At 74.6% G+C, this 22,415-nt stretch carries 17 protein-coding genes and 2 pseudogenes; 12 read left to right on the top strand and 7 right to left on the bottom strand.

Going from position 1 to position 22,415, the window contains the following annotated elements:
• Positions 1–8: 8 nt before the first annotated feature.
• A complete protein-coding gene (locus ACZ3IG_RS15705; protein ID WP_467432335.1) occupies positions 9–1,271 on the top strand; it encodes an MFS transporter in 1,263 nt (420 codons plus the stop codon).
• Here ACZ3IG_RS15705 and ACZ3IG_RS15710 read toward each other — a convergent pair.
• The gene (locus ACZ3IG_RS15710) at positions 1,240–2,493 is read right to left on the bottom strand and encodes an FAD-binding protein (RefSeq protein ID WP_467432336.1); all 1,254 of its coding nucleotides are present in this window, start codon (positions 2,491–2,493) and stop codon (positions 1,240–1,242) included. The two genes, ACZ3IG_RS15705 and ACZ3IG_RS15710, sit on opposite strands and share 32 nt — an antisense overlap.
• A gap of 146 nt (positions 2,494–2,639) precedes the next feature.
• Between ACZ3IG_RS15710 and ACZ3IG_RS15715 the strand changes: the two genes are divergently transcribed.
• Positions 2,640–3,959 (top strand): radical SAM protein, encoded by a 1,320-nt coding sequence (locus ACZ3IG_RS15715; protein WP_467432338.1) that lies wholly within the window; start codon positions 2,640–2,642, stop codon positions 3,957–3,959.
• Between the two features lie 187 nt (positions 3,960–4,146).
• Positions 4,147–5,694, top strand: coding sequence for a cellulose binding domain-containing protein (locus ACZ3IG_RS15720; RefSeq protein ID WP_467432339.1), 1,548 nt, complete (start codon positions 4,147–4,149; stop codon positions 5,692–5,694).
• A 170-nt stretch (positions 5,695–5,864) separates the two neighbouring features.
• On the opposite strand, the gene ACZ3IG_RS15725 is transcribed toward ACZ3IG_RS15720, so the two are convergent.
• Together ACZ3IG_RS15725 and ACZ3IG_RS15730 are read right to left on the bottom strand one after the other, a co-directional pair.
• Positions 5,865–6,743: a cyclase family protein gene (locus tag ACZ3IG_RS15725; protein WP_467432341.1), complete on the bottom strand. Its 879-nt coding sequence runs from the start codon at positions 6,741–6,743 to the stop codon at positions 5,865–5,867.
• A gap of 231 nt (positions 6,744–6,974) precedes the next feature.
• Positions 6,975–7,905, bottom strand: a pseudogene (locus ACZ3IG_RS15730) (aldo/keto reductase).
• A gap of 85 nt (positions 7,906–7,990) precedes the next feature.
• On the opposite strand from ACZ3IG_RS15730, the gene ACZ3IG_RS15735 reads away from it, so the two are divergent.
• From ACZ3IG_RS15735 to ACZ3IG_RS15750, 4 genes and pseudogenes are all read left to right on the top strand, one after another.
• Positions 7,991–8,620, top strand: coding sequence for a TetR/AcrR family transcriptional regulator (locus ACZ3IG_RS15735; protein WP_467432342.1), 630 nt, complete (start codon positions 7,991–7,993; stop codon positions 8,618–8,620).
• 350 nt (positions 8,621–8,970) lie between these two features.
• Positions 8,971–10,077 (top strand): ribosome small subunit-dependent GTPase A, encoded by a 1,107-nt coding sequence (gene rsgA, locus ACZ3IG_RS15740; RefSeq protein WP_467432343.1) that lies wholly within the window; start codon positions 8,971–8,973, stop codon positions 10,075–10,077.
• A gap of 69 nt (positions 10,078–10,146) precedes the next feature.
• Positions 10,147–11,532 carry a DNA-3-methyladenine glycosylase 2 family protein gene (locus tag ACZ3IG_RS15745; protein WP_467432345.1) on the top strand — a complete coding sequence of 462 codons (1,386 nt, stop codon included), beginning with the start codon at positions 10,147–10,149 and terminating at the stop codon, positions 11,530–11,532.
• Positions 11,533–11,612: 80 nt separating this feature from the next.
• Positions 11,613–12,035: pseudogene (locus ACZ3IG_RS15750) on the top strand (methylated-DNA--[protein]-cysteine S-methyltransferase); the annotation flags it as partial.
• A 71-nt stretch (positions 12,036–12,106) separates the two neighbouring features.
• On the opposite strand, the gene ACZ3IG_RS15755 reads toward ACZ3IG_RS15750, so the two are convergent.
• Together ACZ3IG_RS15755 and ACZ3IG_RS15760 are read right to left on the bottom strand one after the other, a co-directional pair.
• The gene (locus tag ACZ3IG_RS15755) at positions 12,107–12,589 is read right to left on the bottom strand and encodes a DUF456 domain-containing protein (protein ID WP_467432347.1); all 483 of its coding nucleotides are present in this window, start codon (positions 12,587–12,589) and stop codon (positions 12,107–12,109) included.
• 47 nt (positions 12,590–12,636) lie between these two features.
• On the bottom strand, positions 12,637–13,620 hold the full coding sequence (locus ACZ3IG_RS15760) for a helix-turn-helix domain-containing protein (protein WP_467432348.1): 984 nt from the start codon (positions 13,618–13,620) through the stop codon (positions 12,637–12,639).
• Between the two features lie 358 nt (positions 13,621–13,978).
• On the opposite strand from ACZ3IG_RS15760, the gene ACZ3IG_RS15765 reads away from it, so the two are divergent.
• From ACZ3IG_RS15765 to ACZ3IG_RS15775, 3 genes are all read left to right on the top strand, one after another.
• Positions 13,979–15,517 carry a protein phosphatase 2C domain-containing protein gene (locus ACZ3IG_RS15765; protein WP_467432349.1) on the top strand — a complete coding sequence of 513 codons (1,539 nt, stop codon included), beginning with the start codon at positions 13,979–13,981 and terminating at the stop codon, positions 15,515–15,517.
• Between the two features lie 28 nt (positions 15,518–15,545).
• Positions 15,546–17,291, top strand: a complete 1,746-nt coding sequence (locus ACZ3IG_RS15770; RefSeq protein WP_467432352.1) for a pyruvate dehydrogenase — start codon at positions 15,546–15,548, stop codon at positions 17,289–17,291.
• A gap of 350 nt (positions 17,292–17,641) precedes the next feature.
• Positions 17,642–18,034 carry an ATP-binding protein gene (locus ACZ3IG_RS15775; RefSeq protein ID WP_467432474.1) on the top strand — a complete coding sequence of 131 codons (393 nt, stop codon included), beginning with the start codon at positions 17,642–17,644 and terminating at the stop codon, positions 18,032–18,034.
• An 84-nt stretch (positions 18,035–18,118) separates the two neighbouring features.
• Here the strand turns inward: ACZ3IG_RS15775 and ACZ3IG_RS15780 are convergent, their stop codons facing one another.
• Together ACZ3IG_RS15780 and ACZ3IG_RS15785 are read right to left on the bottom strand one after the other, a co-directional pair.
• On the bottom strand, positions 18,119–19,165 hold the full coding sequence (locus ACZ3IG_RS15780) for a DUF2637 domain-containing protein (RefSeq protein ID WP_467432353.1): 1,047 nt from the start codon (positions 19,163–19,165) through the stop codon (positions 18,119–18,121).
• Positions 19,166–19,493: 328 nt separating this feature from the next.
• Positions 19,494–20,339 (bottom strand): (2Fe-2S)-binding protein, encoded by an 846-nt coding sequence (locus ACZ3IG_RS15785; protein ID WP_467432354.1) that lies wholly within the window; start codon positions 20,337–20,339, stop codon positions 19,494–19,496.
• 177 nt (positions 20,340–20,516) lie between these two features.
• Between ACZ3IG_RS15785 and ACZ3IG_RS15790 the strand changes: the two genes are divergently transcribed.
• Entirely contained in the window at positions 20,517–21,317 is an 801-nt protein-coding gene (locus tag ACZ3IG_RS15790) for a GntR family transcriptional regulator (protein ID WP_467432476.1), read from the top strand.
• Positions 21,318–21,592: 275 nt separating this feature from the next.
• The gene (locus ACZ3IG_RS15795) at positions 21,593–22,252 is read left to right on the top strand and encodes an Rv1733c family protein (RefSeq protein WP_467432355.1); all 660 of its coding nucleotides are present in this window, start codon (positions 21,593–21,595) and stop codon (positions 22,250–22,252) included.
• Positions 22,253–22,415 lie beyond the last annotated feature (163 nt).

Below are 22,415 nucleotides of genomic sequence, written 5' to 3' on the forward strand. Positions count from 1 at the left end.
GGGACCGGATGACGCACGAGGCACACCACCGCCCGAAGACCGGACGGGCACCGGACGACGCCGCCCCGCGCCCCCTGTGGCGGCAACGGGACTTCGGCGTCTTCTGGGCCGCGCAGACCCTCTCCGTCCTCGGCGACTCCTTCGCCCTGATCGCCCTGCCCCTGCTGGTCCTGGAGGCCACCGGCTCGATCGCCCGCATGGGACTGCTGACGGCCGCGGGCGGCGCCGCCTCCGTCCTCGCCGCGGTCTTCGCCGGGGCCGTCGTCGACCGCGTCGACCGCCGTAAGCTGCTCATCGGCTGCGATCTGGTCCGCACAGCGCTGTACGGGGTGATCCCCGTGGTCTGGCTGTTCGGTCCCGAACTCTGGCTGCTGTACGTCGTCCTGCCGCTGTGCGAGGCCGTCGGCATGTTCTTCGCCGTCGGCTACGTCACCGTCGTACGCGGCCTGGTCGGCACCGGGCGGCTCACCGAGGCCAACGGCCGGCTCAACGCGACCGCCGCCGCGGCCGGCGTGCTCGGCCCGGTGTGCGCCGGGGTGGTGGCCGCCTGGTCGGGGCCCGCCGCTGCGGTCGGCGTGAACGCGGCCAGCTTCGCCGTGTCCGCCGCCTGCCTGGTCTTCGTACGGCTGGGGGCCCGCGCCGCGCAGGAGGCACCGGACGAACGGCCCGGACTGTGGCGGGACCTGCGGACCGGGGCGGGCTTCCTGTACCGGCACCCGGTGCTGCGCGCCCTCACCGCCCTGCTCGCCGGGTTCAGCTTCCTCACCCTCGGCCTGAACGACCTGGTCATCTACCACCTCAAGCACGACCTCGGCCACGACGACCACACCGTCGGCATCGTCATGGCGGCCGGCGCCCTCGGCACCATCGCCGGCGCCCTGCTCGTCGCCCGGGTCCGCCGGCGGCTCGGCTTCGGCCGGACCTGGACCGGCGCGGTCGCGGTGTGCGGGCTCGCCTTCGCCGGCCTCGGCTGGGTGCGCGAGGTGCCCGCCGTCGCCGTCCTGAGCGCGGCCTTCCTGGCCTGCGTCGGCATGGCGGGCACCTGCTCGATGTCCCTGCGGCAGGAGGTGACCCCCGAGCACCTGCTCGGCCGGGTCACCGCCGCCTTCTGGACCCTGCACTACGCGGCGGCGCCCCTCGGCGCGGCCGTGCTGACCTGGGCGGCCGAGCGGCACGGCACCGCACCGGTGGCCGCGGCGGCCGGCGCCTGCTGCGTACTGATCGCGGCCGTCGCGCTGTTCACGCCGGTCCGCCGGTCAGCACCTCGCTGACGAACGCGTTGGTGAACTTGCCGGCCGGGTCCAGCTCCCGTACGAGGGCACCGAAGTCACCGAGCCGCGGATACAGCTCGCGCAGCCGGGCCGGCGCCGTGGTGAACACCTTCCCCCAGTGCGGCCGGGCCGCGAACCCGTCCAGCGCCTCCTCCACCCGCCGCACCACCGGCAGTACCGCCGCCGTGTCCTCGACCCAGGTGAAGTGCACCGCCACCGTGTCCCGCCCGTACGCCGGGCTCAGCCACTGCGCGTCCGCGGCGACCGTGCGCCACTCGCAGGTCTGCGTCACCGGCGCCATCACGTCCCGTATCGCGTCCAGCGCGCGCAGCGCGTCGACGGCGTGCTCACGCGGCATCAGGTACTCCGACTGCAGCTCGGCACCGCTGCTGGGCGTGAACTCGGCGCGGAAGTGCGGCAGCCGCTCGTGCCAGGGGCCCGGCACCCCGAACTGCTCCGTGCAGTTCTCCGCCGGCATCCCGGGCACGGGATGGGTCTTCTCGGTGGCCGGGGCCGCGTGGGGGAAGTCCGGCAGCGGCCGGTCCGTCCGCCGCTTCAGCCACACCTGCCGGAAGCCCGGCGCCCGCCAGTCGGTGAACAGGCTCACGCTGTACGCGGCGGACAGCACCTCGTCCAGCGGCGCGGTGAGCGGCAGCTCCCCGAAGACGTGCTGCTCGACCTCGTACGCCTCCTCCAGGTCCAGCGTGAGTGCCGTCACGACACCCAGCGCGCCCAGCGAGGTGACCGCGCCGCCGAACCGCTCGTCGCCCCGCGCGAGCGTCACCTCCGTACCGTCGGCCGTCACCAGCTCCACCTCGCGCACCACCGACGCCAGTGAGCCGTTGGTCACACCCGAGCCGTGGGTGCCGGTCGCCACCGAACCGGCGACGGAGATGTGCGGGAGCGAGGCCATGTTGGCCAGGGCGAGACCGTGCGCGTGCACCACCCGGGCCAGCTCCGCGTACCGGACGCCGCCGCCCACCCGTACCGTACGGGCCGCCCGGTCCACGTCGATCTCCGGCGGCAGGTCCGCCAGCGACAGCAGCACCCCGTCGGCGCCCGGCTCGGCGATCTCGTTGAACGAGTGGCCGCTGCCCAGCACCCGCACCCGGGCGCTGTCGGCCACCAGCGCCCGCAGCGCGCCCGGCGAGTGCGGGCGGTGCAGCTCCTTGGCCGTGTAGGTGATGTTGCCGGCCCAGTTGGTCACGGTGGTGTCGGTCATCCCGCAGCCCCTCCCAGAAGTTCCATGAGGACCAGGAGTCCTCCGGCGGAAACCTACCTGGCACGCCGAGGGGGGACCCGGCGGGGAAGACGCGCGGGCAGGGGCATACCGTGAGAAGTCGAACGCGAGCCGGGAGGAGACACAGGATGGGCAGCCGCACCGCGCTGGTCGAGGATCTGATGGAGCGCTTCCCGCACGTACCGCGGGAGGCGGTCTTCAAGGAGGACCTGCTCCGCGGCGGGATGGCCTTCGACCCGTCCGCGCTGTCGGACAACGAGGACGGCGAGGTGAAGCCGAAGTCGTACTTCATCTTCTCCTTCGACCACGGCACCCTGCCCGAGCTGGGCGAGGCCGCGCTGCGCCGCCCGCCCGAGGAGATCATCCTCACCGGCGGCCCCTACGACCTGCGCCGCACCGTCGTCTCGGTCCGGGTGAACCCGTCCTCGCCGTACCGGGTGGCGGCGGGCGAGGACGGCGTCCTCGGCCTCTACCTGGACGGCAAGCGGATCGCGGACGTCGGCGTGCCGCCGATGCCCGAGTACTACCGGCACAAGCTCTCCAACGGGAAGTCGGTCATGGAGGTGGCCCCGACCATCCAGTGGGGCTACCTGATCTACCTGACCGCGTTCCGGGTCTGCCAGTACTTCGGCGCCAAGGAGGAGTGCCAGTACTGCGACATCAATCACAACTGGCGCCAGCACAAGGCGGCCGGGCGGCCCTACACGGGCGTGAAGGACGTCGACGAGGTCCTCGAAGCGCTCGACATCATCAACACGTACGACACCGGCAAGATCTCCACCGCCTACACGCTCACCGGCGGCGCGATCACCTCCAAGGTCCAGGGTCTGGACGAGGCGGACTTCTACGGCCGGTACGCCAGAGCCATCGAGGAGCACTTCCCGGGCCGCTGGATCGGCAAGGTCGTCGCCCAGGCGCTGCCCAAGCCCGACGTCCAGCGCTTCAAGGACTACGGCGTGCAGATCTACCACCCCAACTTCGAGGTGTGGGACGAGTACCTGTTCAAGATGTACTGCCCCGGCAAGGAGCGCTACGTCGGCCGGGACGAGTGGCACCGGCGCATCCTGGACTCCACCGAGGTCTTCGGCCCGCGCAACGTGATCCCCAACTTCGTCGCGGGCGTGGAGATGGCCGAGCCGTTCGGCTTCAAGACGGTCGACGAGGCGATCGAGTCGACCACCGAGGGCCTGCGCTTCTTCATGTCGCACGGCATCACGCCCCGGTTCACCACCTGGTGCCCCGAGCCGACCACCCCGCTCGGCAAGACCAACCCCGACGGGGCGCCGCTGGAGTACCACATCCGCCTCCTCCAGGCGTACCGGCAGACCATGGAGGACTTCGGCCTCTCCTCGCCCCCCGGCTACGGCCCGCCCGGCGCGGGCAACGCCGTCTTCTCCGTCAGCTCCTTCATGGACAGCCTTCCGGCGGACGCGCCCGTCGAGGTGTGACGGGGCGCTCGGTGCTCCGGCCCGGTGCGCGCGGGCGCACGCCCGGCGGCCGGGCCGTCGCCGTGCCGGGCTGGGACGCTTGTCAGGCGCGGTGGGCCCGTGGCAAGCTCGCCCCTTGCCGCGAGGTATCACCAACTCCACCGTCGGCGTGCCGGAGTTGGTCTCGCCCGTGTGACGCGGGAGATCCATGTCCGACGACCTGCCGATGCCCCAGGACGCCGCCGGCGCCGCCTCCGACACCGCCGAGGCCGCGCGGTTCGCCGAGTGCTGGGACGCCGTCCTGTCCTACGCCGACCTGTGCACCGCCGGTTCCGCCGCGGCGGCCCGGCTGGCCACGGAGGCGTTCACCCGGGGCCTGCGCGAGGCACGCGGCGCGACAGCCGCCCGTACGGCCTCCGGACCCGGCCGCCGCCCGGTCCGGCTGCTGCCGCCCATCCCCCTGCTCCTGACCGCCGTACGCACCACCGCGGCGTCCTGGGAAGCCACCGGACAGGGCGACGACCTCACCCCCGACCTCCGTCTCTGGCTCCACTCCGACCGGGCCGCCCGGCACACCGGACCTCCCGCCGGCCGCCCGCTGGCCCTGCGCGCCCTGCGGGACATGCAGCTCCCGGACGCCGAACTGCTCTGGCTGGCCGAGGTGGAGGCCCTGCCGCTGCCCGTGGTGGCCCGCCGGCTCGGCCTCGACCCGGCCGCCACGACCGGCGAACTCGCCCAGGCACGCGACATCTTCCGGGACCGCTGCCGCCGCGCCCACCTCGACGGCCCGGCCGCCGAGACCTGCCGCGACCACGCCCGCCCGCTGGACACGGCGGATCCCGGCGCCGCGGAGGAACGCTCCCGCCACCGGGCCGGCTGCGCCGGCTGCGCCGAGGCGGCGGGCTGTCTGCGCACCGACCCCGGCTCCCTGCCCGCGGCCCTGGCCGACGGCGTCATCGGCTGGGGCGGCCTGGCCTACCTGGAACGCCGCCGCCGGGCCGCCGAGGTACGCCTCGTCGCCGTCCGCCCGGCACCGGCCGACGACGACGGCGTCACCCCGGGCGGCCGGGGAGCCCGCCGGGCCCGCGCGGTGCGCGGCGGTCTCCTCGCCACCGCCGCGCTGATCTCCCTGCTGGCCCTCACCGCGTCCCTGCACCCCTTCGGCGGCCCCGCCTCCAGCGCCGCCCCCGGCGTTCCGGGCGCCGGTACCGCCGCCCCGTCCGCCACGGCCGGCGGGCGACCGGTACCGGACCCTCCGGCCGGCTCCTCCTCCGCCCCGGCCCCGCGTCCCGCCCCCGCCGGCTCCGAATCGCCGACGGCCACCCCGTCCGCCCCGGCCGCCGCCACCCTCCGACGGAACCCGGCACCGCGGGGCACCGCCACGGCCACCTCCGCCGCGCCGACCGCCACGCCCGCCCGCGACGCCGCCACGGGCGCCCCGCCGCCCTGCCAGGTCCACTACGACCTGGTCAACCAGTGGCCGGCCGGCTTCCAGGCCACCGTCACCGTCACCACCACCCGCGCCCTCGGCACCTGGCGCGTCTCCTGGACCTTCCCCGACGGCCAGCGGATCACCCAGATGTGGGACGCCACCCACACCCCGGCCGGCTCCCGGGTCACCGCCATCGCGGTCCCCTACAACGCCACGGTCCCCGCGGGCGGCACGCTGTCCTTCGGCTTCCTGGCCACGTGGGAGGGGAGCAACACGGTGCCGGAGCACTTCACGCTCAACGGGCGGGCCTGCTCGGCGACCTGAGCGAAGGGCGGGGTGAGCCGGTGAGCCGGGCGGCCGGTGGAAAGCCCCTGGCGCGGCGCCGGTACCGGCGGTCGCCGTCACGAGGTTCGTGCTGCCTCACTCCGCGGCGTCAGCATGAGGCAGCACCCCTGCTCCCCCGTCTCAGGCGCGGGGAGGGTGTCGACGCCCGGTCAGAACATCGCGATGGGGTTGACCGGTACGCCGGTCAGGCCGTGGATGCGGGGCGGGGCGACGGTGAGCAGGAAGCTGTAGCGATCCAGCCGCTCGCACATCCGCGCGAGGTCATCGAGCCGGGGCACGTCGATCAGAGGCATCGCCATCCGGCCGAGCGCCACCCCGTGCAGCGGGGAGGGTTCGTCCGGGTTCAGGGGAGGATGCGCGTCGCCCCTGTCCGGGGCGACGACGGCGACCCCTCGGCGGTGCATCCACCGGACCGCGTCCATGCTGATTCCCGGGCTCGGTACGTCATGGGGCCCGCCTCCCGTCCAGCCGAGTCGGACCACCAGCGCGTCACCGGAGCCCACCATGACTCCCTGCCGCTTCTCGGCCTTCTCGAAGTCGTGCGACGTCACCGCGTAGGCAGGGGGGAGGGGGCCCTCGGCCGCCAGGTCGAGCAGGACCCCACGTGTCACTATCCCGGCGGCGAAAGCAGTCGTCGACGCGTGCGTGATGCCGAAGGGGGTGACGACCTGCTCCCTCGGGCGGCCCGGATAGACCTGGCCGTCGGTCGACCAGTGCGCGAGCGCGTCGAGGTGCGTCGAGCTCCAGTGGTGGTTGTAGATCACCGACAGATCGGCTGCCACTGGTCCGCCGGTGTGGGACACCATCTGCTGCACCGGCGACGCGTTGGCCGTCGGGGGCATGAACGGGCTGAAGAACATCGCGCTCGGCTCGATCGGCTGTGCCAGTGACACCCACTGGCCGGTCCGCGCCTCCGCGGCGGCCCTGGCGCGCACCTCGTCGGTGATGAGGTTGAGGGTGCCGAGTTCGTCGTCCGCTCCCCAGCGACCCCAGTTGTCCGGCAGGTCCGTCTCGTTCGTATCGGCCATGTCGATGGCCCCTTTCGTTCTGATGTGCTCGGACCGCGATGGCCCGCGCGAAGGAGCGTACGCGCGGTGCACGCGCGGCCCCGTCGAGGGCCGCGACGTCGTGGAGCGGTGCTCCGACCGGTCGAAGCGGTGGCGGGGCGGCGTCATCCGCCGTGAAGGACCGCCCGTTCCGGCGCGGTAGCCGTCAAGCTCGCGCCACGCCTGACGGGGGCGCGAGCGGACGGGGACCGGTCAGGGTCGCGGAGGGGTGGCCGGCCGGACGGCGATCGCGTCGAGCGCGGTGACGGCCTCCTCGTCGAGGGTGATCGCGCCGGCTTCCAGGTTGTCTTCGAGGTGGCTGATGGTGGCGGTGCCGGGGATGAGGAGGATCTGGGGGTCGGTGCAGCAGCCAGGCCAGGCCGACCTGGGCCGGGGTGCATCCCAGGCGCTCGGCGGCGGCGATCACGGCGGGCTCGTCGGTCACCTTGGCCATGCCGGGGAACGCGCCGCCGAGGGGGAAGTAGGGCACCCAGGCGAGCTGCTCCTCGGTGCAGAGCCGGAGCAGTTCCTCGTCGTCGCGGGCGACGAGACTGTAGGTGTTCTGCACGCACACGATGCCCGCGGGCAGGGCGCGGCGCGTCACGTCCACGGAGACGCTGCTCAGGCCGATGGCGCCGATCTTTCCGGCGTCGCGCAGGGCGGTCAGCTCCGCGAGCTGGTCGTCGAGGTCGACCCTCTGGTCGTCGGGGAAGGGGATGGTCATCCCGGCGTCCGTGCGGCGGAGGTTGACCACCGGGACCTGCTCCATGCCGAGCGTGGCGAGTTCCGCTTCGACGCCGGCCCGCAGTTCCTCGGGGCGCTGCGCGATACGGAACGGGAAGGGGCCGCCGGGGTCGGGGGTGGCGCCGACCTTGGTGACGACCAGCACGTCGTCCTGAGGGCGCAGCGCCTCACGGACGAGACCGTTGACGAAGCCGTCGCCGTAGAAGTGGGCGGTGTCCACGTGGTCGACGCCGAGGTCGAACGCGCGGCGCAGCAGGGCGATGGCCGCGGGGCGGTCCTTGTGCAGGCGCTCCAGCTGCATGGCGCCGTAGCCGATGCGCGAGACCGTGCGTCCGGCCAGTCGGCCGGTGCCGCCGGGGCGCGGGGCGGAGACGATGGTGCGGGTGGTTTCAGCGGGCATGGCTTCCTGCTCTCATGAGAGACTGGGCGCATACGGAGGAGCCTCCGTTATCTTCAACCGTAGCACTATCGGAGGGGCCTCCGCTTTGTCATCGCCACCACGCCCCCACACCCCGGGCCCTGCCGACCCCGACGGCCGGCCGCTCCGCCGCGACGCGCGGCGCAACCGCGACAAGCTCATCGCCGTCGCCAAGTCCGCCTTCGCCCAAGCGGAAGGCCCGGTCTCCCTGGAGGGCATCGCCCGCGAGGCCGGCGTCGGCATCGGCACCCTCTACCGGCACTTCCCCACCCGCGAAGACCTCGTCGAGGCCGTCTACGCCAGCGAACTCGACGCCGTCACCGCCAGCGCCCCCGCCCTGCTCGACCGGCACCCCGCCGATGTCGCCCTGCGCGCCTGGATCGGCCGCTACGCCGCCTTCATCGCCACCAAACGCGGCATGATGGACACACTGCTCACCGCCTTCGCCTCCGGACGTATCGCCGCCCCCTCGCGCGAACGCGTCACCACCACCATCGCCACGATCCTCGAACGGGGCGCCGCCGCCGGCACCCTCCGGGCGGACGTCGACCCCGACGACGTCGCCACCCTGCTCATCGGCGTGTTCCCCGCCATCATCGAGGGCGCCTCCCAGGAACGGACCGACCGCCTGCTCGACCTCATCGTCGACGTCGTGCGCCGCCCACAGAGCCCACAGAGCCCGCAGAGGGATCGGTGATCGTGCAGCTCTCCGGTGGGCCCGCCGTCGGGGAGGGGCGCCAGGCGTACCGCGACGGCGGCGCCTTCCTGAGGTGCCCGGCTGCCCGCCGTCCGTCTGGTGCGGGCCGGTGGAAAACCTGTGGCGCGCCGTCGCCGCGGGCGGCTATGGTCCATTCGTTCCCGCGGCTCCTTCGTGCCGCAGATGTCCGCTGCGTGATCCGGGAGGTGTTGACCGATGGCTGTCGTTGCGACGGGCGTTGCCCGCAACCGGAAGTCCCTCAAGTCCACCTCCGTGGCCGCCGGCTGATCTCACTCCTTTCCCGCGCTCGTGGGCGCGGTGCCGGGGCCACCCTTGTGAAGGGTCACCCCTTGTCTTTCTCCTCTTCCCTCGGTTCTTCCTCGCATCCACTCGCTCCCTACGGCTGGGACGCGGGCTGGGAGGCCGAGTTCGCCCCGTACGCGGACCGGGGTCTCGTACCCGGTCGCGTCGTCCGGGTCGACCGCGGTCTCTGTGACGTCGTCACGCCGGCCGGCATGGTCCGTGCCGACACCGAGTTCGTCGTTCCCCGTGACCCGATGAAGGTCGTGTGCACGGGCGACTGGGCCGCCGTCGACCCCGACGGCAGCGACCCGCTGTACGTGCGGACCCTGCTGCCCCGCCGTACCGCCTTCGTCCGTTCCACCTCCTCCAAGCGGTCCGAGGGCCAGATCCTCGCGGCCAACGTCGACCACGCCGTCGTCGCCGTGTCGCTCGCCGCCGAACTGGACCTCGCCCGCGTCGAACGGTTCCTGGCACTGGCCTGGGAGTCCGGCGCGCAGCCCGTCGTCGTGCTCACCAAGGCCGACCTCGTGCCCGACCCGGTGACGCTCGCGCACCTCGTGCGGGACGTCGAGACCAGCGCGCCCGGTGTGCCGGTGCTGCCGGTCAGCGCCGCGCTGGGGGAGGGGCTGGACGTCCTCGGTGCCGTCGTCTCCGGAGGCACGGCCGTGCTGCTCGGGCAGTCCGGCGCGGGCAAGTCGACCCTCGCCAACGCGCTGCTCGGCGACGACGTCATGGACGTACAGGCGACCCGTGACGTCGACGGCAAGGGGCGGCACACCACCACCACCCGCAACCTGCTCGTCCTGCCCGGCGGGGGCGTGCTCATCGACACGCCCGGGCTGCGCGGGGTCGGGCTGTGGGACGCCGGGCACGGCGTCGGCCAGGTGTTCGCCGAGATCGCAGAGCTGGCCGAGGAGTGCCGGTTCCACGACTGCGCCCACGAGAGCGAGCCCGGATGCGCGGTGCTGGCCGCCGTCGACAGCGGTGAGCTGCCCGAACGGCGGCTGGAGAGCTACCGCAAACTGCTGCGGGAGAACCAGCGGATCGTCGCCAAGACCGACGCCCGGGTCCGGGCCGAGCTGCGCAAGGAGTGGAAGCGGCGGGGCGCCCAGGGGCGGGCGGCCATGGAGGCCAAGCAGGGGCGGCTGCGCTAGCCGGCGCAGCCGGACGCGGTGTCCGATTTCCGCCAGCCCGAGGGGGCGGGGTGGCGGAGACTGGACGGTGTGGAAGGTGACGACGACAGCAGGTACGAGACCGTGCGGAGCCGGGACGGCAGGTTCGACGGGGTGTTCTTCTTCGCCGTCGAGACGACCGGTGTGTACTGCCGGCCGAGCTGCCCGGCCCGTACGCCGCACCGCCGCAACGTGCGGTTCTTCGCGACGGCCGCCGCCGCGCAGGGCGCCGGGTTCCGGGCCTGCCGGCGGTGCCGTCCGGACGCCGTGCCCGGCTCGGCGGAGTGGGACGTGCGCGCCGACGTCGTGGGCCGCGCCGTGCGGCTGATCGGTGACGGCGTCGTCGACCGGGAAGGGGTGGCGGGGCTCGCCGCCCGGCTCGGCTACAGCAGCCGGCAGGTGCAGCGGCAGCTCACCGCCGAACTGGGCGCCGGACCGGTCGCCCTGGCCCGCGCCCAGCGGGCGCACACCGCGCGCGTGCTGCTCCAGACCACCGGCCTGCCCGTCACCGGGATCGCCTTCGCCGCGGGCTTCAGCAGCGTGCGGCAGTTCAACGACACCATCAGGAGCGTGTACGCCGACACCCCGAGCGGGCTGCGCGCCGCCGCCCCGGCCAGGGACCGGGCGGCCCCCGGCGGCGGCATACCGCTGCGGCTCGCCCACCGCGGGCCCTACCCGGCCGGGCCCGTCTTCGACCTGCTCCAGCGGGAGGCCCTGGCGGGGGTCGAGGAGGTGAGCGGGCCGCCGGGCCGCCGTGTCTACCGGCGCACGCTCCGGCTGCCCTACGGCACCGGCGTCGCCGCCGTCGACGAGCGAACGGGCGGGCCGAGCCGTTCCGGCAAGGGTTCCGGCGGCTGGCTCGCCGCGCGGCTGCTCCTCACCGACCCGCGCGACCTGACCACCGCCGTACGGCGGCTGCGGCGGCTGTTCGACCTGGACGCCGACCCGTACGCCGTCGACGAACGGCTCGGCGCCGACCCCCGCCTCGCCCCCCTGGTCGCCGCCCGCCCCGGGCTGCGCTCACCGGGCACCGCCGATCCGGAGGAACTGGCGGTACGGCTGCTGACCGGCCGGGCCGGCGCCGAACGGCTCGTCGCGCGGTACGGCAAGCGGCTCGACGCGCCCTGCGGCGGCCTCACCCACCTCTTCCCCGAACCGGCGGCGCTCGCCGGGGCCGAGCCGCACGGCACCCTCGGCGCGCTCACCGCCGCCCTCGCCGACGGCGCCGTACGCCTCGACCCGGGCGCCGACCGGGACGAGGCCGAGGCCGCCCTGCTCGCCCTGCCCGGCATGGACCAGGCGACCGTCACCGCCGTCCGCACCCGCGCCCTCGGCGACCCGGACGCGGCCCCGCCCGGCGCCGACGTCCCCGACACCTGGCGCCCCTGGCGCTCGTACGCCCTGAACCACCTGCGCGCAGCGGGGGAGTTGGAGTGATCATGCACATGGACACGGATATGCACACAGACATGCACACAGACATGCACACAGACATGCACACAGACATGCACACGGACATGCGTACCTACTGGACCGAGGTCGCGAGCCCCGTCGGGCCGCTGCTGCTCACCGCCGCCGCGGACGGGGCGCTGACCTCGCTGTCCGTGCCCGGGCAGAAGGGCGGGCGGACCGTCCAGGACGGCGACCACTGGCGGGCCGACCCCGGCCCCTTCCGGGAGGCCGTGGCGCAGCTCGGTGCCTACTTCGCCGGGGAGCTGACCGCGTTCCGGCTGCCGCTGCGCGCCGAGGGCACCGCCTTCCGGACGAAGGTGTGGGACGCCCTCGACGCCGTGCCCTACGGCACCACCACGACGTACGGGGCGATCGCCGCCCGCGTCGGCGCCTCCCGCGCCGCCGTACGGGCCGTGGGCGGCGCGATCGGCGCCAACCCGCTGCTGATCCTGCGCCCCTGCCACCGGGTGATCGGCGCCGACGGCTCCCTGACCGGATACGCGGGCGGACTGGAGCGCAAGACGCGGCTGCTGGCCCTGGAGGGGGTCCTGGACACGGGTCAGCCGGCGAACACCGCGCCCAGCCACGCCCCGGCGATCAGCAGGCAGGCGAACAGCTCCGTCAGCACGCTCCAGCCGCCCGAGCCCATCGCCGACCGCACGGCCGCGACCGCCTCGCCGTGACGGCCCAGGCGGAGCCGCTCGGCCAGGTAGATGCCGCCGAGGAAGCCGGGGACGGCGCCCACCACGGGAAGCAGGACGAAACCGACGAGGGCGCCGCCGCCCGCGTACACCGTCAGCCGGCCCTCGGCGTCCCCGGCCCGGCGCCGCCGCGCCGGCAGCGCCCAGCGCACCGCCAGGGACAGCAGCAGCACGACCGTGGCGCCGACCAGGACCGCCCAGGCCAGCGGCCGCGGGTCCTTCAGCGCCCACCACAGGACCGCCGCCCACACCAGCCAGGACCCGGGCACACCGGGCAGCAGGACGCCGCACAGCCCGAGCAGGACGACCAGGCCCACCAGCAGGAGGTCCACCACTCCCATCTGACCAGGGTGCGCCCACCGACGGCCGACCGCGAAACGACAGACCCCTAACGGTCCCGGGTCACCCAGCCCCGCTCGTAGGCGTGCCAGCCCAGTTGGAGCCGGGTGGCCACCCCGGTCAGCTCCATCAGCCGCTTCACCCGGCGCTGTACGGTCCGCAGCCCCAGGTCGAGCTGTTTGGCGACGCTCGCGTCGGTCAGCCCGGCCAGCAGCAGGGAGAGTATCTCCAGGTCGGTGGCGTCGGGGCCGTCGGGGGAGTCCTCGGTGACGCCGCGGGCGCCGAGCCGCAGCGGCAGGGCGTCCCGCCACACCGACTCGAACAGACCGGTGAGCAGTTCCAGCAGACCGCTGGCGTGCACCACCAGCGCGGCGGGCTCGGCGGACCGGGCGGTGAGCGGTACGAGGGCCAGGGCGCCGTCGGCGATCACCAGCTTGGTCGGCACCCGGTCCACCACCCGCACCTCCTCCCCGCGGTCCAGGGCCGCGGTCAGCTCGGTGATGCCGTCCGGCCGGTCCAGTACCGCCCGCTCCACCACCGCCCGGTAGCGCACGCCCCGCGCGGCGGCCTCCTCCTCCGCGTGGTTCTCCATGCCGGTGACGGCGACCGGGGTGCCGGTGACCAGCGCGCACACCTCGTCGGACGCGCCCAGCTGGAGCTGGAGGAAACGCCGGGTGACGGCCGCCGCGCCGGTCACCACCTCGACCAGGTCGTGCACCGCGGGCTCGCCGGCCGCCGCGCGGTACTCCTCGGCCAGCAGCGCGGCGGCCAGTTCCGCCTTCTCCAGTGCGTGCCGGTGCTGGGTGAGCAGGGCGCCCAGCGCCACGCCCGGCGGCGCCGCGACCCAGCGGCCCGGCCGCGCCGGGGACTGGGCCGCCAGACCGTTCTGTTCCAGCCGTCGCAGCGCCCGCTCGGTGTCCTGTTCGCCGAGCGCCAGCCGCCGGGCGAGATCGGGGACATCGGCGGCGCCCACGGACACCAGGGCCCGGTACGCCTCCTCCTGGGCCTCCTCCAGCCCCAGCACTCCCAGCATCGAACGCCGTCCCTCCCCGTGATCCCGGCTGACGCCGGCCTCCGGATCGCCCTCCGTGGCGGGAAACGGCCACGGCGCAAACCCGCCTCGGAACATCATCGCGGTACCGGTGGCCACTCTGCCAAGGTGACGTCACCGAGGCGCCCGACGGCGCCCGGCACCCGGCGGCCGTCGCGCCGCCGTACCGTGATCCGGGCCCTGACGTGCGCCGACGCGCACGGGGATGCGGGGCCCGGGTCGCCTCGCCGTCGCCGGGCGGTTCTCCCGTGGGGGGTGGGACCGCCCGGCGGCCGCCACCGCGCCGGGTTTTTCCGGATGCGCCGTTCTCAACCGGCCCGAGCGGTGGACAATTGGGGGCATGAGTCAGCAGGGGGGAAGTCCCACCGGCCGGGAGGACGACTGGTGGGGGGAGCTGTACGACGACTCCAGCCACGACACCGGGGGTGCGGGCGCGGCCGACTCCCTCGACGACCGGTTCGCCTCCGCGGCGGGAGCGCTGGACGACCGTCCCGGCCGGCGGCCACCCTTCCCGCCCGGCCCCGGCCCCGGCCCCGGCCCCGGCCCCGGCCCCGGCAGCGCGCCGCCCCCTTCCCGACCGGCCGCACCCCCGCCCCCACCTCAGCCTCCGGCTCAGTCCCCGTCCCCACCTCAGCCTCCGGCTCAGTCCCCACCTCCGCCCCCGCCCGCGCCCCCCACCTCACCCCCACCCCCCACCTCACCCCCACCCCCCACCTCACCCCCACCCCCGCTCCCCGCGAACTGGCCCCCGGCGTGCCGCGACGACACACCCCCCGCGGCCATCGGCCCCCGAGCCGGGACGGACGGGGGGCCACCGACTCCCGAGGGCCCGGCGCCCAGCCAGACCGGCCGGCTCCGCCGCCCCGGTCGCCCCCGTCGGCCCGACCGTCCCTCCGCGGGGGAAGCGGACTACGTGGGTTCGGGGCCGCCCACCTACGATCCCGAGCCCGCCGCCCTGCCGCCCGCCGACCCGGACGCCCTCGGCGACCTGGTCGCGGACACCGTGCTGGACGGTGCCCGGTACGGGGCCTGCACGCTGCGGGCGCTGTCCGTGCGCGGGGACTCCGCGCGCCACCGGGGGGACCCGCGCCGCGACGCCCTGCTCACCGCCCGCTTCGGGACGGGCGACGACGCCCTGGTCCTGGTCGCGATGGCCACCGGTGCCCGCGCGGCGACCGGCGCCCACCGTGCCGCCGCCGAGCTGTGCCGCTGGATCGGCCGGGCCGTGGGCCGCAGCCACGTCCGGCTGGCCGAGGACCTGCGGGCCGCCCGCCGCGGTGAGCTGAAGTCCGGCCTGCGCCGCCTCACCGACCGCAGCCTGGGCAGGCTCCGGGCGAGCGCCACCGAGCAGGGCCTGACGCCGGAGGAGTACGCGGCCGGGCTGCGCTGTCTGCTGCTGCCCGCCGACCCCGGCTGCCGTACCCGGGTGTTCTTCGGCGTCGGCGCGGGCGGGCTGTTCCGGCTGCGGGACGGGACCTGGCAGGACATAGAGCCCCGGCCCGCCGACCTCGCCGGCGAACCCGTGGTCGGGTTCGGTTCGTCCCCCGCCCGGGCAGCCCCCGAGACCCCCGACGGCGACCGGCTCACCGTGGACCTCGGCATCACCGCGCCGCCGAGCCCGTACGGCGAGCCGGGCGCCGGGCCGTCCCGCCGGCCGTTCCGGTTCCGGGCCTCCATCGCCCGCCCGGGTGATGTCCTGCTGCTGTGCACCGAGGGCCTGGCCGACCCCCTGCGGGGCGAGTCCGCCCTCCGTGACCACCTCGCCGGACGGTGGTCCGGCCGCACCCCGCCCGGCCTGGCCGGCTTCCTGGCCGACGCCCGCACCCGGGTCAAGGGGTACGCCGACGACCGTACGGCCGCCGCCGTGTGGGAGGCATGAACGGGGCCTTTGTGCCTACATGGACAGCATGGCCAAACAGAAGAACGTCGCCGAACAGTTCGTCGACATCCTCGTCCGCGCCGGAGTGGAACGCCTCTACGGCGTCGTCGGCGACAGCCTCAACCCGGTCGTGGACGCCGTGCGCCGCCACTCCGGCATCGACTGGGTGCATGTACGGCACGAGGAGACCGCCGCCTTCGCGGCCGGCGCCGAGGCGCAGATCACCGGCAAGCTCGCCGCCTGCGCCGGTTCCTGCGGCCCCGGCAACCTGCACCTGATCAACGGCCTGTACGACGCCCACCGCTCCATGGCCCCCGTGCTCGCCCTGGCCTCGCACATCCCCTCCAGCGAGATCGGCCTCGGCTACTTCCAGGAGACCCACCCCGACCACCTCTTCCGCGAGTGCAGCCACTACTGCGAGATGGTCTCCAGCCCGAAGCAGATGCCCCGGCTGCTGGACACCGCCATCCAGAACGCCGTCGGCCGCTCCGGCGTCAGCGTCGTCACCCTGCCCGGCGACATCGCGGGCGAGCCGGCCCCCGAGGCCGCCGTCGAGACCGCCCTCGTCACCTCCCGGCCCACCGTCCGCCCCGGCGACGAGGTGATCGACCAGTTGGTGCGGCTGATCGACGACGCCGACAAGGTCACCCTCTTCTGCGGCAGCGGCACGGCGGGAGCGCACGCGGAGGTGATGGAGTTCGCCGGGAAGATCAAGAGCCCGGTCGGGCACGCCCTGCGCGGCAAGGAGTGGATCCAGTACGACAATCCGTACGACGTCGGGATGAGCGGTCTGCTCGGGTACGGCGCCGCCTACGAGGCCACCCACGAGTGCGACCTGCTGATCCTGCTCGGCACGGACTTCCCGTACAACGCCTTCCTGCCCGACGACGTCAGGATCGCCCAGATCGACGTCCGGCCGGAGAACCTGGGCCGCCGCTCCAAGCTGGACCTGGCGGTGTGGGGCGACGCGCGGGAGACCCTGCGGTGTCTGATCCCGCGGGTCAAGGAGAAGAAGAACCGCAAGTTCCTCGACCGGATGCTGAAGAAGCACGCGGACGCCCTGGAGGGCGTGGTCAAGGCGTACACCCGCAAGGTCGACAAGCACGTGCCGATCCACCCGGAGTACGTGGCCGCCGTACTGGACGAGGTCGCCGACGACGACGCGGTGTTCACCATCGACACCGGGATGTGCAACGTCTGGGGCGCCCGGTACATCTCGCCCAACGGGCGGCGCCGGATCATCGGTTCGTTCTCGCACGGCTCGATGGCCAACGCGCTGCCGATGGCGATCGGGGCCCAGTTCACCGACCGGGGGCGGCAGGTCGTGTCGATGTCCGGCGACGGCGGGTTCTCCATGCTGATGGGCGACTTCCTCACCCTGGTCCAGTACGACCTGCCGGTGAAGGTCGTGCTGTTCGACAACTCCTCGCTGGGAATGGTGGAGTTGGAGATGCTGGTCGCCGGGCTGCCCTCGCACGGCACGGCCAACACGAACCCCGACTTCGCCGCCGTCGCCGAGGCGTGCGGCGCCTTCGGGGTGCGGGTGGAGAAGCCCAAGGACCTCGCGGGCGCCCTGAAGGCGGCGTTCAAGCACAAGGGTCCGGCCCTCGTCGACGTCGTCACCGACCCCAACGCCCTGTCCATCCCGCCGAAGATCAGCGCCGACATGGTGACCGGTTTCGCCCTGTCCGCCTCCAAGATCGTCCTGGACGGAGGCGTCGGCCGCATGCTCCAGATGGCCCGTTCCAACCTGCGCAACCTGCCGCGTCCCTAGGCTGGCGGCCCCCGCGAGCAATGGTGTTCGGCCATTTCCTGGCCGAACACCGGATACGGCCGGTCACCGGGGGGTCCGGATGACTGCCCGGCCCGCCACTGGGCATGGAACCTCGTGAACGTGTTCGAGTGCGAGGGAAGAGCGGTACCGGAACGCGGGCGGGGGACATGGAGCGGCAGGCGCACAGGGGCGGGCCCGTGGCGGTGGGGACCCGCCCGGTGGACGAAGCGGCGGAAGAGAAGGCCGACGGGAAGGCCGACAGGAAGAACGGCGCGAAGAACGGCGGGAAGAGCAGCGGGAAGAGCGGCGAGCGGGGCGGCGAGAAGGCCGGCGAGAAGGCCGGTGACGCGATGGACGGGGCGTCTCGGATCAGATGCCGGCTGCGGCGGTGCGACCTGGGAGCGGTCCCCGAAGCGCGCCGGGCGCTGCGTGAACTGCTGCGCCACTGGGGGCGGCCCGACCGGTCGGAGGTCGCGGAACTGCTCGCCAGCGAACTGGTCACCAACGCGCTGGTCCACACCGACCACGACGCCGTCCTGACCGCCACCGTGGGCCCCCGGGCGCTGCGGGTGGAGGTACGGGACTTCGTGTCCCGCCTGCCCCGGCCGCGCGCCGTGGACGCCGGCGACAGCACCAGCGGCCGGGGCCTGCTGCTGGTCCAGTCCCTCGCCGACGCCTGGGGGGTGCGGGCGCACGCCGTGGGGAAGTCGGTGTGGTTCGAACTGGACGCCGGGCCCGCCTGAGTCCCGGAGGGTTCCGGGAACGCCGAAGGGGCGCGGCCCGCGGGCCACGCCCCTTCCGGCACCGGCGCGCCGGCGTCCCGGTGGCTAACCGAACTGCTGCTCAAGGTCCTTGAGCTTGCGCTCCAGGGAGTCCAGCCGCGGCAGCGCCTGGGTGTCGTCCTCCGCGGTGAGGTCCACGGTGACCGGGTCACTCGCGCCGCGCACGGGCTGCAACGAGGGAAGGCGGCGTGCGGGCAGTTGCTCCAAAGGCGCTATGGCAGGCTCCGCGGAGGCTTGATCGGAGCCCCGCTCCACGGCCTGCACCTCGACCTCGACCGGGCGTCCGCCACGGCCGGGGAAGCCGCGGTGGCCCCGGCTGATCGCCTTCAGCTGCGCCCGCTCCAGGCGGCCGTGCTCGCGCTGGCGCCGCTTCTCCTCGTCCTTCTTGCGCTTGTCGTCGCGCACTTCCTCGACCGCCTCGTCCAGGCTGCGCACGCCCTCCAGGAGCATCAGCGACCAGGCGCCGTAGGTCTCGCGGGGAGCGCGCAGCCAGCGGACGATACGGATCTGCGGCAGCGGACGGGGCACCAGGCCCTGCTCGCGCAGCGCGGCCCGGCGGGTCTGCTTCAGCGCACGGTCGAACAGCACCGCCGCCGACAGGGACATGCCCGCGAAGAAGTGCGGTGCGCCCGCGTGGCCCGCGCCCCGGGGGGCGTGCACCCAGTTGAACCAGGCCGCCGCCAGCGCGAACGTCCACACGAGGATGCGGGAGCCGAGCGCGGCGTCACCGTGGCTGGCCTCGCGGACCGCGAGGACGGAGCAGAACATCGCCGCACCGTCGAGGCCGAACGGGACCAGGTACTGCCAGCCGCCGCTCAGGCCGAGGTTCTGCTCGCCGAACCCGACCAGACCGTGGAAGGAGAGCGCCGCCGCGACCGCGGCACAGCAGAAGAGGAGGAGGTAGGAGAAGGTGCCGTACAGGGCCTCCTTGCGCCTGCGACGCTCCTCGGCCCGCTCCCACGAGTCGTCCGCGCTCGCGTCCTTCCCCGAGGAGCGCTTGCCGCGCGCGAGCACCGCCACCGCCGCAAGCATGCCCAGGAGCAGTACGGCGCCCGGAAGCAGCCAGTTCAGCGATATGTCGGTCAGTCTCATCTAGGGGTCCCTTGCATTGGGATAGGGCGTAACGCCCGCCATAGTGGCCCAACTCCGCCTGCCCTCAGGGGTTTTCGGGGCAAGAGGCCGCCAAGGGAGTGCGTGGGGGCGGTCCGGGGCGGCGTTCTGCTCGAACTGGCGCTGGAGGGGCGGGAGTTGAGTTCGAACAAGAATACCTGCACGGGTGGTTCCGTGGAAACTTCCTGCAACCCATGAGGAAGGTGTGAATGGGCGTGGCGGTACGGGTGTCACCCGCGCGGATGATCTTAAGGGACGACCGCCGCGCTCTCGTCCGACGGGGTACCCGCCGGGCCCGGCCGAGGGGGTGTCAGCCCGCCTCGGCGAGGAGTCTGCCGATCCGGTCCGCCTCGGGGGTGCGCGGGCAGGCGGCGCAGGTGTCCTCGGGGCGCAGGGTGTAGAACATGCAGCAGCTCGCCCGGTCCCGGGTGGGCAGCGACTCGCCGTTCGGCCCGGTCAGCTCCCGGAACGCCGCCGTGCCGACGTACGGCCGGGTCGCCCCCGGCAGCAGCAGCTCCAGTTCGCGGCGGGCCCGGTCGCGCTCGCCGAGCAGATGGGCGACGTACCACAGGCCCTCCACGACCTCGTCGGTCGCCATGCCCCACAGGGCCCGGCCGCGCCGGCGCATCCGGGGGCCGAAACCGGCCAGCAGCGGTGTCAGGTGGTCCGCGACCGCGGCCCGCACCTCGGCCCGCAGCGCCTCCTCGTCGGCGACGACGCGGGCGCCGGGCAGCGCGGCGGCCGGATCGCCGGGCAGGCAGGCGAAGCCGTCCGGGCGGACCGCCATGCGGCCCAGCGGCAGTTCCTCGGCGGTGCGGTCGTAGGCGACGTGTGTCACGGGCAGGCGGGGGACCCGGCGGTGCAGGAACCAGGGCACCGTGATCAGCAGACAGGCCGGCCAGGCGTACCGGTGCAGACCGAAGGTGGCGACCACGTCCGGCCGCGCCCGCTGCCCGTAGTCCCGTACCACCTGTGCCTCGTCCCAGGCCAGGAACGACTCCAGGGCGGCCCCGCCCTCCGCGAGCGCGGCGGCCGTGACCCAGCCCCCGCCCTCGGGCAGCGGCTCCCCTGGGGCCTGCTCCACGGCGGCGAACGAGGGCAGCACCTCGGACAGGCGGGCGTAGGCGTCCGCGACGGACGAACGGGGCACGGGCATGCGGAACCACCGATCCACGTCGGTCGAACGGGCTATCTGCAGGTAAGCCTAACCTTACCCGTGATCCTCCGGATTTGAACTGGCGTGATGTACCCCTAGGGTGCTTGACGGACGAGTGACAACCCGCCGTAATGACCTCAAGTACCGACACGTCCCCAGGAGGACCCCGTGGACCCCGTGAGGGAGGGCGCGCAGAGCTCCGCCGAGACGGGGACCCCCGCCGTGCGGCCGGCGCCGGCGGCCCGCAGGCCGGGGCCGGCCGCGGTGCGCGGTGAGCACACCCACGCCGAGACGCCGCTGCCCCGTCCCCGCCCGCGTCCCCGGCCCCTCGTCCAGCGGTCCTCCGTGCGCGGGCAGGTCCTGGACGCCCTGCGCGCCGCGCTGGCCGCGGGCGAGCTGCGGCCCGGCGAGGTCTACTCGGCGCCCGCGCTCGGCGAGCGGTTCGGGGTGTCGGCCACCCCCGTGCGGGAGGCGATGCAGCGGCTCGCGCAGGAGGGCGCCGTCGAGGTCGTGCCGAACCGGGGTTTCCGGGTCGTCGAGCGGGGCGCCCGCGAACTGGCCGAACTGGCCGAGATACGCGCGCTGCTGGAGGCCCCGGTCCTGCTGCGGCTGTCCCGCACGGTGCCCGCCGAACGCTGGGCGGAGCTGCGCCCGCTGGCCGAGGCGACCGTCCGGGCCGCCTCCTCGGGTTCCCGCGCCGGCTACGCCGAGGCCGACCGCGCCTTCCACCGCGCGGTGCTGGCACTGGCCGGCAACGAGCAGCTCGTCCGGATCGCCGAGGACCTGCACCGCCGGGCGCAGTGGCCGCCGGCCGGCGGCCCCGTCCCGCGCGGCCGGGCCGACCTGATCGCCGACGCGCACCAGCACACGGCGCTGCTGGACGCGCTGATCGCCGGGGACCGGGACCTGGTGCGCGCCCTGGTGGGGGAGCACTTCGCGACGGACGGGGGAGCGGACGGGCTCGGCGGAGCGGTCTGAGGACGTCCTCCGACGGGACGTCACCGACCGGTGCGACGGCGGTCGTCCGCCCGGTGGGACCGGAGTCCGCCGTGCGCCGTGCACCGCGGCGCGTCCCGCCGTGGATGCCGCGTACCGGGCCGAATGGGGCCCGCGCCCGATGGGCGGGCGGCGCGCGGCCGGTCACGCTGGAGGGTGCGCGGGCCGCCGACGCGCGCCGCCCTGCCGCCCCGTACCGGCGCCGGTGTCCGGGACCCGCCCCGGTGCCGGCGCGACGCCCCCGCGAGGAGGAAACCGTGGCCGGTGACCCCCACCGCCCCCTTGCCCCGAACACCAGCGACACGTCGGACACCCCCGGCACCCCGGGCAGCCCGTACACCCCGCGCCCTCCGAAGGGCCCGTACGTCCCGTTGCGGCGCCGGTGGCGCAACCCGCTGCGGCGCCGTACCGACCGGCTCAGGACCGGGCTGGGCCTCGCCCTGCTGCTCGCCGTGCCGGCGGCCCTCCCTCCGGCCGTGACCTCGGCGGCCGACCGCGCCCACCGGCACTTCAGCGCCACCGCCGAACACCAGGAACGCGTCCGGCACCGCACCACGGCCGTCCTCGTCGACGCCGCCCCGCGCTCTCCGGCGTCCCGCCCGGTCCGGGCAGAGGTCCGCTACGTGGGCCCGGACGGCGGCACCCGGACCGCCCGGACCGCCGTCGCACCGGGGCTGCCCGCGCGGAGCACGGTCCCGGTCTGGGTCACCGCGGACGGGCGGCTCACCGAACCGCCGATGAGCGGGGACGAGATCCGCAGCCGCACCGCGGGCTGGGCTCTGCTCGCCGCCCTGGCCGTCACCGGCACCGGCGCCGCGGCGTACGGCGTCGGGGCACTGCTGCTCCAGCGACGCAACCTGGCCGCCTGGGAGGCGGAATGGACCACCACGGCCCCACACCGACCGACGCCCCCGTGAGGCGCGCCGTCTCCGTGGGAGGTCCCACGGGCAGTGACAGGCGCCGCCCTCGTGCGGCGCCACCGCGCCCGTGAGAGGCGCTGCCCCTCCCCGAGAGGCACACCGCGCCCGTGAGGGCACCGCGCCCGCGACCGATCGACGCCTCCGCAGGGGCACAGCGCCC

It is taken from the genome of Streptomyces sp. NPDC016677, from assembly GCF_055562815.1.

Bases quoted from the DNA above. Each gene is read 5' to 3' on its own strand.
- ACZ3IG_RS15720 (WP_467432339.1), top strand. From the start codon at position 4,147: ATGTCCGACGACCTGCCGATGCCCCAGGACGCCGCCGGCGCCGCCTCC.
- ACZ3IG_RS15725 (WP_467432341.1), bottom strand. From the start codon at position 6,743: ATGGCCGATACGAACGAGACGGACCTGCCGGACAACTGGGGTCGCTGG.
- ACZ3IG_RS15705 (WP_467432335.1), top strand. From the start codon at position 9: ATGACGCACGAGGCACACCACCGCCCGAAGACCGGACGGGCACCGGAC.
- ACZ3IG_RS15760 (WP_467432348.1), bottom strand. From the start codon at position 13,620: ATGCTGGGAGTGCTGGGGCTGGAGGAGGCCCAGGAGGAGGCGTACCGG.
- ACZ3IG_RS15775 (WP_467432474.1), top strand. From the start codon at position 17,642: ATGGACGGGGCGTCTCGGATCAGATGCCGGCTGCGGCGGTGCGACCTG.
- ACZ3IG_RS15710 (WP_467432336.1), bottom strand. From the start codon at position 2,493: ATGACCGACACCACCGTGACCAACTGGGCCGGCAACATCACCTACACG.
- ACZ3IG_RS15715 (WP_467432338.1), top strand. From the start codon at position 2,640: ATGGGCAGCCGCACCGCGCTGGTCGAGGATCTGATGGAGCGCTTCCCG.
- ACZ3IG_RS15780 (WP_467432353.1), bottom strand. From the start codon at position 19,165: ATGAGACTGACCGACATATCGCTGAACTGGCTGCTTCCGGGCGCCGTA.
- ACZ3IG_RS15770 (WP_467432352.1), top strand. From the start codon at position 15,546: ATGGCCAAACAGAAGAACGTCGCCGAACAGTTCGTCGACATCCTCGTC.
- ACZ3IG_RS15785 (WP_467432354.1), bottom strand. From the start codon at position 20,339: ATGCCCGTGCCCCGTTCGTCCGTCGCGGACGCCTACGCCCGCCTGTCC.
- ACZ3IG_RS15765 (WP_467432349.1), top strand. From the start codon at position 13,979: ATGAGTCAGCAGGGGGGAAGTCCCACCGGCCGGGAGGACGACTGGTGG.
- ACZ3IG_RS15755 (WP_467432347.1), bottom strand. From the start codon at position 12,589: ATGGGAGTGGTGGACCTCCTGCTGGTGGGCCTGGTCGTCCTGCTCGGG.